Origin of the sequence: Streptomyces sp. BR1, assembly GCF_052373795.1 — a bacterium.
In the GTDB taxonomy this organism is placed as follows: domain Bacteria; phylum Actinomycetota; class Actinomycetes; order Streptomycetales; family Streptomycetaceae; genus Streptomyces.
Genome location: NZ_CM126252.1, coordinates 3,124,184 through 3,136,491, shown reverse-complemented (window position 1 = coordinate 3,136,491; position 12,308 = coordinate 3,124,184). Strand labels below are relative to the sequence as shown.

The window sequence follows — 12,308 nt, the reverse complement described above, 5'->3', positions numbered from 1 at the left end:
GTGAGCACCCCCGACGAAATCCGTCCCGAGCCGGTGGACGTACCGCTGATCCAGATCGGCGCCCCCGCCGGCGCAGGCGGCTGCGGCGACGACTGCGGCTGCGGCGACGAGGACGTCTACGAGTGCGGGCTGGACCCCTCGCTCGCCGTGCTGCTCGCCGAGGCGGGCCTGGACCCCGTGCAGGTCGAGGACATCGCGCACGTCGCCATCGAGGAGGACCTGGACGGCGGCGTGGACGTGACGACCGCGGCGACCGTGCCCGAAGAGGCCGTCGCCACCGGTGACTTCACCGCGCGCGAGGCGGGCGTCGTCTCCGGTCTGCACATCGCGGAGGCGGTCCTCTCGATCGTCTGCACCGAGGAGTTCGAGGTCGAGCGGCACGTCCAGGACGGCGACCGCGTCGAGGCCGGGCAGAAGCTGCTCAGCGTCACCACCCGCACCCGCGACCTGCTCACCGGCGAGCGCAGCGCGCTCAACATCATGTGCCGCCTGTCCGGCATCGCGACCGCCACGCGCGCGTGGGCGGACGCCCTTGAGGGCACCAAGGCCAAGGTCCGCGACACCCGCAAGACCACGCCGGGGCTGCGCGCCCTGGAGAAGTACGCGGTCCGCTGCGGCGGCGGCGTCAACCACCGGATGTCGCTCTCGGACGCCGCGCTGGTCAAGGACAACCACGTGGTGGCGGCGGGCGGTGTGGCCGAGGCGTTCAAGGCCGTACGGGAGACGTTCCCGGGCCTGGCGATCGAGGTCGAGGTCGACACGCTCGACCAGGTCGGCGAGGTCCTGGCGGCGGGCGCCGACCTGATCCTGCTGGACAACTTCACCCCGGAGCAGACCGCCGAGGCCGTCGAACTGGTCGCCGGGCGCGCCTTCCTGGAGTCCTCGGGCCGCCTGACCCTGGACAACGCCGCCGCGTACGCCGCGACCGGCGTCGACTACCTGGCGGTGGGCGCGCTCACCCACTCCTCCCCGGTCCTCGACATCGGCCTCGACCTCCGCGAGGCGGAGTAACCGATGCTCCTGACGATCGACGTAGGCAACACGCACACGGTCCTCGGCCTGTTCGACGGCGAGGAGGTCGTCGAGCACTGGCGCATCTCCACGGACGCGCGCCGCACCGCCGACGAGATGGCGGTCCTGCTCAACGGTCTGATGGGCATGCACCCGCTGCTCGGGGCGGAGCTGGGCGACAACATCGAGGGCATCGCGATCTGTTCGACGGTGCCGTCGGTGCTGCACGAGCTGCGCGAGGTGACCCGCCGCTACTACGGCGACGTCCCCGCGGTCCTGGTCGAGCCCGGCATCAAGACCGGCGTGCCGATCCTCATGGACAACCCGAAGGAGGTCGGCGCCGACCGCATCATCAACGCGGTCGCGGCGGTCGAGCTCTACGGGGGCCCGGCGATCGTCGTCGACTTCGGCACCGCGACCACGTTCGACGCGGTCAGCGCGCGCGGTGAGTACGCGGGCGGCGTCATCGCGCCCGGCATCGAGATCTCGGTCGAGGCGCTCGGCGTCAAGGGCGCCCAGCTCCGCAAGATCGAACTGGCCCGCCCGCGCGCGGTGATCGGCAAGAACACCGTCGAGGCGATGCAGGCCGGGATCGTGTACGGGTTCGCCGGGCAGGTCGACGGCGTCGTGACCCGGATGGCCCGCGAGCTCGTCGGCCCCGGCGGTGACCCGGACGACGTCACGGTCATCGCGACGGGCGGCCTCGCGCCGATGGTCCTGGGCGAGTCGCACGTGATCGACGAACACGAGCCGTGGCTGACACTGATCGGCCTGCGGCTGGTGTACGAACGCAACATCTCGCGCCTGTAGTTGCGCACGCCAGGCCGGGGCCCCGCACCCAGGGACCCCGGCCCTAGGCCGAAGGGCCGAGCTCAGCGGCGGAATACCGCCACCTCCCGCATCGCTCCAACCGTCGTACGTATTTCGGCGATTGACGTGATGACACCAGGAGCCCGCGCATGTGGAACGGCGACGCACTCGACCTCGACGCCTATCTGGCCCACCTCGGTCACGAAGGTGACCGCTCGCCCTCCTTGGAGACGCTGCGCGCGCTGCACCGGGCCCATGTGCTCTCGGTGCGCTGGGAGAACCTGGAGGCGGTGCTGCGCAAGCACCGCCCGCTCGACCTGGCGTCGGTTCAGGCCAAGCTCATCGGCAACGCGCGCGGTGGCACCTGCTACGAGCACGTCACCCTCTACGCCGCCGCCCTGGAGCGCCTGGGCTTCACGTTCTTCGCGGTCCAGGGCCGGGTCCAGATGGGCGCGGCCAAGGTGCGGCCCGAGACGCACGCCATGGTGATCGTGGAGCTGGACGGCAAGCGCTGGCTGAGCGACATCGGCTTCGGCGCGAGCCCTCTTGAGCCCATCGGGCTGACCGACGCGACGGACACCACGGACGGGGTCTGGGCGTACCGGCTGCGGCGCGGGGAGGTCACGCCCGGCGCCGACGGGTACACCCTCTACCAGCCCGCCCGCGAGGGCGAGGACCAGGTCGACAACACCGGCGACGGCTGGATGACCCGGCACACCTTCACGCTCAACCCGCAGTATCCGGCCGATTTCCGGGTGACCAACCATTTCGGCTCCAGCAGCCCGTTCTCGCCCTTCAGCGACCGCGTCTTCGTGCAGCGCGTGCACCCGGACCGGCTGCACCTCCTGGACAACCGGACGCTGATCACGGTCCGCCCGGGCGAGCCGGGCCTGCCCGAGAGCCGGGAGCTGGAGCCGAACGAGGTGGTGAAGGTGCTGGCCGACGTGTTCGGGATCGAGCTGTCGGACGAGGACGCCGAGCTCCTGCTGCCGAAGTTGACCTGAGCGGGGCGGGCCGGGGCCGGGGGCCTTCACGGGCGCGGAACCCCGGCGACAGCCCGGCCACCCGCCCAACGCGCCGAACACCGTCCATTAAGCGGATTTTGTCCATGTAGGACGTATCGTCACCGCATGCCCACGCCCTACGGATCCCGCGGCGGAATGGCCTTCAGCGCAGACGAGCTGCGTGTGCTCCGACGTGCCCTCGCCGTCGCCCTCCACCCTGCCCCTCTCGCGGACGCGGACGTCCAGGACTGCCTGCGGCTCGCCGGCTCCGTGGACGAGGCGACGCGGGAGGCGAGCCGGCTGCACGCCTTCCTGCTGGCCGATCTCGCCCGTTACCGCACCGCCCTGCCCGGCTCCGCGCCCGGCTATCTGGAGCTGCTCCAGGACGCCCTGGCGGCCGGTTACGACCCACAGCCCGACGACCTGATGGCGCTGCGCTCCCTGCGCGCCCATCCGGTCGCCGCCGCGCTGCTCGAACGGTGCCGGCGCCTGGCCGAGCAGTCGGTGCGGACCCGCCTCGCGGCCGCCACGCCCGGGCCCCGCACCCGTCTGCTCGCCTTCCCGGGCGGGCGGGCCGCGGCCGACGACCGGAAGCCGGCGCCGGCGCCGAAGCCGACGCCCAAGGCCGAGCCGCAGCCCAAGGCGCCGCGCCCCATCCCCACGCCCGGCGAGGTCTTCCCGCCGCGCCGCAAGCCCACGCCCCCACCGGCGGCCCGCGCGGCCGGGTAGCTACTCTGGTCGGCATGGACTACGTTTCCGCGCTCGTTCCCCCCGTGGTGATGGCCGTCTTCTTCATCGGGCTCATCGTGACGATCGTCAAGAGCCAGGGCGGCCCCAACAAGGGCAAGGAGGACGCGGCCGTCGACGCCGCGATCGCCCGTGCCGAGGCGGCCCAGCAGCAGCCGACCGCCGGCCAGGCCTGAGAGCCGTACCGCCGTCGGGCCCGTGCGGCCCGCCCGGCCGTGCGTACCCGTATACGCGGGTACGCACACGCACACGTAAGCGTGACAAGAGCGCGCGCCTCTTATCGGGGCGCGCGCTCTTTTTGCTGTTCACCACCGTAAATAACCAGCCATTCGCGACATCTCCCACTATGGTGCAGATGTGCCTCGCCAATTGGGAGAGCTGGAAGACGCCGTGATGACGCGCGTCTGGCAGTGGAACCGACCGGTCACCGTCCGGGAAGTCCTGGAAGACCTTCAGCAGGAACGGTCCATCGCCTACACGACCGTCATGACGGTAATGGACAATCTCCATCAGAAGGGCTGGGTGCGCCGGGAAGTCGACGGGCGGGCCTATCGATATACCGCCGTCTCCACCCGGGCCGCCTACGCGGCCGCACTGATGAACGAAGCGTGGTCGCAGAGCGACAACCCGGCCGCCGCCCTTGTCGCGTTCTTCGGGATGATGTCGCCGGAGCAGCGGGAAGCTCTGCGTGATGCCGTACGGATGGCCGGACAGCCTATGGAGAGCGCGCCCGACACCGAGTCCGCGCCCCCGCCCGGGCCCGATGAGACCGGGGACGGCCCGGGGCGATAGCGTCCGCTCATGTCTTATGCCCCTGCAAATGCCGTCACCGTCCGCCGGGCCAGGACCAGCGATGTACCGGCGGTACGCCGTCTTCTCGACGCGTACGTCGGCGCGGGGATCCTGCTCGACAAAGCGACCGTGACGCTTTACGAGGACATCCAGGAGTTCTGGGTCGCGGAACGCGACTCGGATGCCCGGGTGGTCGGCTGCGGCGCGCTGCACGTGATGTGGGAAGACCTCGCCGAAGTGCGCACTCTCGCCGTCGACCGCGACTTCAAGGGCTCCGGGGTCGGTCATCTCGTACTGGACAAGCTGCTCGGGACGGCCCGCTGGCTGGGCGTGCGCAGGGTTTTCTGTCTCACCTTCGAAGTGGACTTCTTCGCGAAGCACGGCTTCACCGAGATCGGCGAGACTCCGGTCGACACAGATGTCTACAGCGAGCTGCTGCGCTCCTATGACGAGGGTGTCGCCGAGTTCCTGGGTCTCGAACGAGTGAAGCCGAACACCTTGGGCAACAGCCGGATGCTTCTGCACCTGTGATCGCGGGAACCCTGGGGAAGCCGACAGAACCCTATGTCCGAATCGCGTACGTTTCCCGCTCGGCCGGGCACCTGAACCTGTCCCGAGGGTTTGTGTTTTCCAGGCAAAAGCGGTTTCCTTTCCGCGTACTGCATTTTCGATGAAAGGAAATCCCGTGGCACAGAAGGTTCAGGTCCTTCTTGTCGACGACCTCGACGGCGGCGAGGCGGACGAGACCGTGACGTTCGCTCTCGACGGCAAGAGCTTCGAGATCGACCTCACCACCGCGAACGCAGACAAGCTCCGGGAACTGCTCGAGCCCTACACGAAGAGCGGTCGGCGTACCGGCCGTGCCGCGAGCGGCCGGGGCAAGGGACGCGCCGTGATCGCGCCGTCCGGCAACCAGGACACGGCCCAGATCCGCAAGTGGGCCAAGGAGCAGGGCTACAACGTGAACGACCGCGGACGCGTCCCGGCCGATATCCGTGAGGCCTACGAGAAGGCGAACGGCTGAGTTCCCGCGTTACCCGACCTCTTCGCGTCCGCCCTCTCGGGGGCGAGTGCGGAGCCGGTTACCGATTTCGTGGGGAACAACCGGGCGCGGTGGCATTCCGTGGCCGCCGCGGCCACCAGCCGGACGAGGTCGGGGGTGCCCCCACCGCCCCCGTCGACCCTGCGTCCGGTGAATCCGGTGAAAGCCGGAAGGGTTGCTTCTACCTCGCACCCCGGCTCGGGAGGCCGCAGCCATACGGCGGTCTCCCGCGAGCCGTCCCACCCGGACGGCACGGGGGCGGTGATCCGGCCGTCGGCGCCGACAGCCGACAGGTCCAGGGCGACCCCGCCCCACTCCAGCCAGTCGAGCAGCCCCGGCAGCTCCTCCGCGCTGCCCGCGGCCACCAGGAACCGCATCCGCCGCCCCATGAGGGCGACCGGGCCGGTATGGGCGTACCGGCTGAGCAGCGCGGCACCGGCCGGAGCCGGCACGTCGAGCACGTCGAAGCGCAGCCCCGTCAGCAGCCGCACCGGCGGCCCGGCCGCCACGGCCCAGCCGAGCTCCCGCTCGTACCACTGGGCGAGCGGAAGGCCGAGCGGCGCGCGGGGCGCGGGGACCTGCGCGAGCGGAGCCGGCAGCTCGGGGGAGGGCACGGTGAGGGCCATGTCCGGAGCAACTTCTGAAACGTCCCGGAGTTACGCAGAGTTTCCGGACGATCGCGCTCCGTTGCGGCAACGGGGGCGCGCAGAGGCATTCGGCAGCGCAAGTGTGTTCGCCCTTAGCTGAGGGAAGCGGGGCGCGCCGCATGGACTGTCAGTCGTTACGGGTAAGACATTCCTAGTGGGGAGGGGCGACACGCTCGTCGGGCCGTCTCGCGTTCGCCATCGGCGTACTGGAGACAGGGGTATCTGCCTGGCCTGCGGGAACATCGTCTCGCACCATCGGGTTGGAGCAGTTGTCGGCTGTTCGGCAGTAAGTTTCCCCGCCTGGGCGGGGGTGATCGGGTCGGATGTCGGCAGTTGGAATGAGCTGTCCCGTCCCACGGGACTAGCATGCGGAAGGACAGGGAGGGGACCGACCCCTAACTGCCCGACCGCTCTGAGGAGCGATTAACGATGTTCGAGAGGTTCACCGACCGCGCGCGGCGGGTTGTCGTCCTGGCTCAGGAAGAAGCCCGGATGCTCAACCACAACTACATCGGCACCGAGCACATCCTCCTGGGCCTTATCCATGAGGGTGAGGGTGTCGCCGCTAAGGCCCTGGAGAGCCTCGGGATTTCGCTCGAGGCGGTCCGCCAGCAGGTGGAGGAGATCATCGGCCAGGGCCAGCAGGCCCCGTCCGGCCACATCCCCTTCACGCCCCGTGCCAAGAAGGTCCTGGAGCTGTCGCTCCGCGAGGCCCTCCAGCTCGGCCACAACTACATCGGCACCGAGCACATCCTGCTCGGCCTGATCCGCGAGGGCGAGGGCGTCGCCGCCCAGGTCCTCGTGAAGCTGGGCGCCGATCTCAACCGGGTGCGGCAGCAGGTCATCCAGCTGCTCTCCGGCTACCAGGGCAAGGAGGCCGCCACCGCCGGCGGCCCGGCCGAGGGCACCCCCTCGACCTCCCTGGTCCTCGACCAGTTCGGCCGGAACCTCACCCAGGCCGCTCGTGAGTCCAAGCTCGACCCGGTCATCGGGCGCGAGAAGGAGATCGAGCGGGTCATGCAGGTGCTGTCCCGCCGCACCAAGAACAACCCGGTGCTCATCGGCGAGCCCGGCGTCGGCAAGACCGCCGTCGTCGAGGGCCTGGCGCAGGCCATCGTCAAGGGCGAGGTGCCCGAGACCCTCAAGGACAAGCACCTCTACACCCTCGACCTGGGCGCGCTGGTCGCCGGTTCCCGCTACCGCGGTGACTTCGAGGAGCGCCTGAAGAAGGTCCTCAAGGAGATCCGCACCCGCGGCGACATCATCCTGTTCATCGACGAGCTCCACACCCTGGTGGGTGCGGGTGCCGCCGAGGGCGCGATCGACGCGGCTTCGATCCTGAAGCCGATGCTCGCGCGCGGTGAGCTCCAGACCATCGGCGCCACCACGCTCGACGAGTACCGCAAGCACCTGGAGAAGGACGCGGCCCTTGAGCGCCGCTTCCAGCCCATCCAGGTCGCCGAGCCGTCGCTGCCGCACACCATCGAGATCCTCAAGGGTCTGCGCGACCGGTACGAGGCCCACCACCGCGTGTCCATCACGGACGAGGCGCTGGTCCAGGCCGCGACGCTGGCCGACCGCTACATCTCGGACCGCTTCCTGCCGGACAAGGCGATCGACCTGATCGACGAGGCCGGTTCCCGGATGCGCATCCGCCGGATGACCGCGCCGCCGGACCTGCGCGAGTTCGACGAGAAGATCGCGGGCGTGCGCCGCGACAAGGAGTCGGCCATCGACTCCCAGGACTTCGAGAAGGCGGCGTCTCTCCGCGACAAGGAGAAGCAGCTGCTGGCGGCGAAGGCCAAGCGCGAGAAGGAGTGGAAGGCCGGCGACATGGACGTCGTCGCCGAGGTCGACGGCGAGCTCATCGCCGAGGTCCTGGCGACCGCGACCGGCATTCCCGTCTTCAAGCTGACCGAGGAGGAGTCCTCGCGACTGCTGCGCATGGAGGACGAGCTCCACAAGCGCGTCATCGGCCAGAAGGACGCCATCAAGGCGCTCTCCCAGGCGATCCGGCGTACCCGTGCGGGTCTGAAGGACCCGAAGCGCCCCGGTGGCTCGTTCATCTTCGCCGGCCCGTCCGGCGTCGGTAAGACCGAGCTCTCCAAGACGCTCGCCGAATTCCTCTTCGGCGACGAGGACGCGCTGATCTCCCTCGACATGTCGGAGTTCAGCGAGAAGCACACGGTTTCCCGTCTCTTCGGTTCCCCGCCCGGATACGTGGGTTACGAAGAGGGCGGCCAGCTGACCGAGAAGGTCCGCCGGAAGCCGTTCTCCGTCGTCCTCTTCGACGAGGTCGAAAAGGCCCACCCCGACATCTTCAATTCCCTGCTCCAGATCCTGGAGGACGGTCGCCTGACCGACTCCCAGGGCCGGGTCGTCGACTTCAAGAACACGGTCATCATCATGACCACGAACCTCGGCACCCGGGACATCTCCAAGGGCTTCAACCTGGGCTTCGCCGCCCAGGGCGATGTGAAGACCGGCTACGAGCGCATGAAGGCCAAGGTCAACGAGGAGCTGAAGCAGCACTTCCGCCCCGAGTTCCTGAACCGTGTCGACGACACGGTGGTCTTCCACCAGCTCACCGAGGAAGATATCATCCAGATCGTCGACCTCATGATCGCCAAGGTGGACGAGCGTCTGAAGGACCGCGACATGGGCATCGAGCTCAGCGCGGACTCCAAGTCGCTGCTGGCGAAGAAGGGCTACGACCCGATCATGGGCGCCCGCCCGCTGCGCCGCACGATCCAGCGCGAGATCGAGGACATCCTCTCCGAGAAGATCCTCTTCGGCGAGCTGCGCCCCGGCCACATCGTGGTCGTCGACACCGAGGGTGAGGGCGACGCGAAGAAGTTCACCTTCCGAGGCGAGGAGAAGTCGGCCCTGCCCGACGTCCCCCCGATCGAGCAGGCGGCCGGCGGCGCCGGCCCGAACCTGAGCAAGGAGGCGTAGCCTCCCAGGGCTCTTCTTGAAGGGGCTGCCCCGGATTCCGTACGGGAGTTTCGTACGGGGCCGGGGCAGCCCCTTTTGGTGAGCACGGCTTTCGTGGGTACGGCCGGGGGCGGTCAGGACACCTTCTTGCCGCCGATCAGAATCTCCACCCCGGGCAGGGCACGGCGGAGTGCCTTGGTGACGTCACGCCGCAGGTGAACCACCCCATGGAGCGCCAGCCGGGTCAGCGAGGGGAATCGCTGGGGCAGGTGCTCAAGACCGTAGGCCTTGAAGTCGAGGCGCCCGAGGGGCAGGTGCAGGACGAGGCTGCGCACCGTGGGGCAGGGATCCGCGGCGAGGAACTGCTCGGCCGAGATGAAGGACAGATCCAGCTCGGTGATCCCGGGCATTCCCGCGATCCGGTTGAGCAGATCGGACGGGTCGGCAAGGCGATCCGCCCTTAGCGACGACAAGCCCTGCCAGGCTTCGATCCCGGCCATGTCGACCGCGCCCTCTGCCGTGAAAGTCAGCGAGGACACGCTGGGAAGCGCCGGTATCGCGGCCAGCCGGTCGACCCCTGCTTTGGTGAGGCTCAGGGTGGTGAGTGCTGGGAGGTCGAGAAGCGCGGAGAAGTCATCGAGCAGGGGACAGCGGACCACGTCGAGTGCCTGAAGTTGCTCGCTGCCGTCGCGTAGGAACGACAGGTCGCAAATGGCTCTGTTGTCCACCATGGCGAGTATGCGGAGTCGCAAGTCGCGCAGGGAGCTGGCCAGTTCCGCGGCGGTGAAGGACCCAGTGAGCTGAAGCCGCTGGAGGCCGGCGACCGTGTGAAGCTCTCGGAGATGCTCCCGCGAGGTCACGTTCAGGGTGCATGCGGCCCAATCGATCCGCGCCAGCACTTCGCGCGCGTACTCCCCGGTGGGAAAGCTGCCCCAGGTGCCGGCGAGGAGCCCGGCCGCCGCAGGAACACCGACCCAGGCACGTGCGTACGGGATGGCTTCGGGCCCTCCGATCATGCTGATCAGAAAGGCCGTGTAGCTCCCGGCTGAGCTGTGCTCGTCGACATCTCGCGGCCCGGGCAGCTGATCGAGCAGAGTGGGGCCGAGGCGGGCGAGCAAGCGGGCTTCCTGCGTTCCGGTGGGCGGCAGCAGCGCATCGACGCAACGCCTGACCCGGGCACGGGTCTCCTCGTCGAGCCACGCCGCGTGCTGGGCGCACAGCGCTCCCAAGATGTGGACCTCCGGCGCCCTGCTCAGGAAGTCCGACCGGTTGATCCGCACCTTCAGCAACCCATTGACCAACGCGGCCAGTTGACTGCGTCCGCAGTGCCCCGCCGCCAGCAGGATCACGTCCTGCCACGGCTCCTCCGTGGCGTGCCGAAGCAGTTCCTTGATGTGGTCGTCCTCGACCAGTTCCTTCGCCGCGAGGAAGTCCTGGAAGGTGCGGTGGGCGAACTGGTAGACGTCATCTGTCCGCTCCTGAAGCAGGCCGGTGCGGTTCAGCAGGTAGCGCAGCACCTCCGTTGCTGAGCCCTGCGCGCTCACGCGATCCATCCCCGGCAGCGCCCGCTCGATCTGGAGCACGGCCTGCTCGGCCGTGAACTCCGCCTGCCCTTCCCGGACCAGCCACACCGCGATCCGCTGGAGCAGCTGCGTGGACTCCTCGACCGTGAGGGTGATGCGCTCGGGCGCGCCCACCTTGCGGCGCTCGTCCCGTTCGCCCAGGAGCATCCGCAGGGCCGACTGATACAGCTCCCAGCGCGTCTTCGGCAGGAAGCCCTGACGTAACCGGTGCAGGGCGCAGATGACCGCGCAGAGCAGGGGCGTACGGGCGAGGGCGGTCAGGGTGGGGTTGGTGCGGAACTGGTGGGCGAGGTCGCGTTCCAGTTCGTCCAGCGGCTCGTGTGCGTCGCCGTCCAGGCGGGCCGCGTTGTGCCAGGCGGTCACGAACGCCTGGATGTCGTCGTCCCGCATCGGCAGCAGCCGCAGCTCCTCGAACCCGTCGCGCCGCAGCCAGCCCGGCTCGACCGCGAGCGGACGTACGGTCGCTACGCAGCGGTTCTCCGGGTAGCGGTAGAGAAGGTTCGAGAGCCAGCGGTGGGCCTCCTCGCGGGCGTCCGGCGGGACCTCGTCGAGCCCGTCCACCAGCAGCAGCGCCCGTCCCGCGTTCAGGACCCGGGCGGCCCATCCCTCCGGAGCCCTGTCGATCATCAGACGTGCGGCGTACGGGAGTTGGCCGGGCAGTGGATACGTGCCGCTGGCCGCGCGCAGCGTGCGCAGGGGGACGACAAACGGAACCAGGCCGTTGAGGTCCGCCAGCTGGGGGCCGAGTGTGCCCGCCGCCGCGTGCGCGGACAGCCACCACACCAGGGTCGTCTTGCCCGCGCCCGCGTCGCCCCGCAGCAGGACGCGCGGCCGGGATGCCAGCAGGGCGTCGACGCGCTGCGGAGCGCTGCTCTCCGGGACCCCGGACGCGCCCGGCTCCTTCGACTGGGCCTCCAGGCTCAGATACGCGGTGTCCAGGTCCCACTCGGAGTCGCGCTTGTTGAGCTCGTCCAGGCCGAATATCTTGGTACGGCGGTACTGGGCGCGCAGGGCGCGGGCGTAATCCCGCTCGTATTGGGCGTCCTCGGGGTGGCTGCTGGTCACCTCCTGGAGGCGCGCTCTCGGCGAGACGCTGTCGAAGGGGCTGTACGCGATGGCGAACTCGGTGTTCTTGGTGATCGTCGACAGGGCGAGGCACTCGACGCGGCGGTGGCCGCGCCCCCGGGGTACCTGCTGGACGATGCCGATCAGCTTGTCCGCGGCGAAGACCGGGGCGCCGGAGAGCCCGGCGAGCGGCGAGGTGCCGTCGGCCCGCTCGGCCGCCGGAGGGCGGTCGAACTCGAAGGTCAGCGAGTTGCGCATACGGCCCGCGACGGGCAGGACCGTTCCCGTGAACTGGTCGAGGTCCAGCCGGTTGCCGTCGTACCGCTGGATGTCCGGCAGGCCGATGATCTCGCAGTCGGCGATCGGCCGGTCGGTGGCGATCACGCCCATGGCGAGGCCGACGGACGGGGGAAGGGGCTTCTCGTCCTGGTGCAGGAGAAGAGCGGCGTCGAGGTCGGGGTCCACCCACAGCGGTACGAACCGGACCTGACCGTCGAGACCGGGGAAGGCGACATACGGCCCGTCGCCCCGGCCGAGGATGTGCGCACAGGTCAGTACGAGCTCGGGCCGGATCAGGACGCCGGTGCCCTGCTGCGCCCCCAGCACGGCGACCGTGTGCTCCGCGCCCCGGAACGTGTTCATGACGCCCCGGCCCCGCCCGACGGGATCGGGA

Annotated in this window: 11 protein-coding genes; 9 read left to right on the top strand and 2 right to left on the bottom strand. The window is 69.5% G+C overall.

Annotated elements, in window-relative coordinates:
• The 8 genes from nadC (at position 1) to ACT1U9_RS13505 (ending at position 5,388) form a co-directional block, all read left to right on the top strand.
• Positions 1-1,011 (top strand): carboxylating nicotinate-nucleotide diphosphorylase, encoded by a 1,011-nt coding sequence (gene nadC, locus ACT1U9_RS13540; RefSeq protein WP_444538548.1) that lies wholly within the window; start codon positions 1-3, stop codon positions 1,009-1,011.
• A gap of 3 nt (positions 1,012-1,014) precedes the next feature.
• Positions 1,015-1,821 carry a type III pantothenate kinase gene (locus ACT1U9_RS13535; protein ID WP_188272938.1) on the top strand — a complete coding sequence of 269 codons (807 nt, stop codon included), beginning with the start codon at positions 1,015-1,017 and terminating at the stop codon, positions 1,819-1,821.
• A 149-nt stretch (positions 1,822-1,970) separates the two neighbouring features.
• Positions 1,971-2,825, top strand: coding sequence for an arylamine N-acetyltransferase family protein (locus tag ACT1U9_RS13530; protein WP_444538547.1), 855 nt, complete (start codon positions 1,971-1,973; stop codon positions 2,823-2,825).
• A 156-nt stretch (positions 2,826-2,981) separates the two neighbouring features.
• The gene (locus tag ACT1U9_RS13525; RefSeq protein ID WP_444539100.1) at positions 2,982-3,554 is read left to right on the top strand and encodes a hypothetical protein; all 573 of its coding nucleotides are present in this window, start codon (positions 2,982-2,984) and stop codon (positions 3,552-3,554) included.
• A 14-nt stretch (positions 3,555-3,568) separates the two neighbouring features.
• Positions 3,569-3,748: a hypothetical protein gene (locus ACT1U9_RS13520; RefSeq protein WP_444538546.1), complete on the top strand. Its 180-nt coding sequence runs from the start codon at positions 3,569-3,571 to the stop codon at positions 3,746-3,748.
• Between the two features lie 181 nt (positions 3,749-3,929).
• Positions 3,930-4,364: a BlaI/MecI/CopY family transcriptional regulator gene (locus ACT1U9_RS13515; RefSeq protein ID WP_444538545.1), complete on the top strand. Its 435-nt coding sequence runs from the start codon at positions 3,930-3,932 to the stop codon at positions 4,362-4,364.
• 9 nt (positions 4,365-4,373) lie between these two features.
• Entirely contained in the window at positions 4,374-4,895 is a 522-nt protein-coding gene (locus ACT1U9_RS13510; protein ID WP_444538544.1) for an amino-acid N-acetyltransferase, read from the top strand.
• A gap of 154 nt (positions 4,896-5,049) precedes the next feature.
• Positions 5,050-5,388, top strand: coding sequence for a histone-like nucleoid-structuring protein Lsr2 (locus tag ACT1U9_RS13505; RefSeq protein WP_188272942.1), 339 nt, complete (start codon positions 5,050-5,052; stop codon positions 5,386-5,388).
• Here ACT1U9_RS13505 and ACT1U9_RS13500 read toward each other — a convergent pair.
• A complete protein-coding gene (locus tag ACT1U9_RS13500) occupies positions 5,367-6,032 on the bottom strand; it encodes an SCO3374 family protein (RefSeq protein WP_444538543.1) in 666 nt (221 codons plus the stop codon). The two genes, ACT1U9_RS13505 and ACT1U9_RS13500, sit on opposite strands and share 22 nt — an antisense overlap.
• A gap of 450 nt (positions 6,033-6,482) precedes the next feature.
• Here ACT1U9_RS13500 and ACT1U9_RS13495 point away from each other — a divergent pair, with 450 nt between their 5' ends.
• On the top strand, positions 6,483-9,008 hold the full coding sequence (locus ACT1U9_RS13495; RefSeq protein WP_444538542.1) for an ATP-dependent Clp protease ATP-binding subunit: 2,526 nt from the start codon (positions 6,483-6,485) through the stop codon (positions 9,006-9,008).
• Positions 9,009-9,121: 113 nt separating this feature from the next.
• On the opposite strand, the gene ACT1U9_RS13490 is transcribed toward ACT1U9_RS13495, so the two are convergent.
• Positions 9,122-12,277 (bottom strand): NACHT domain-containing protein, encoded by a 3,156-nt coding sequence (locus ACT1U9_RS13490; protein WP_444538541.1) that lies wholly within the window; start codon positions 12,275-12,277, stop codon positions 9,122-9,124.
• Positions 12,278-12,308: the final 31 nt, after the last annotated feature.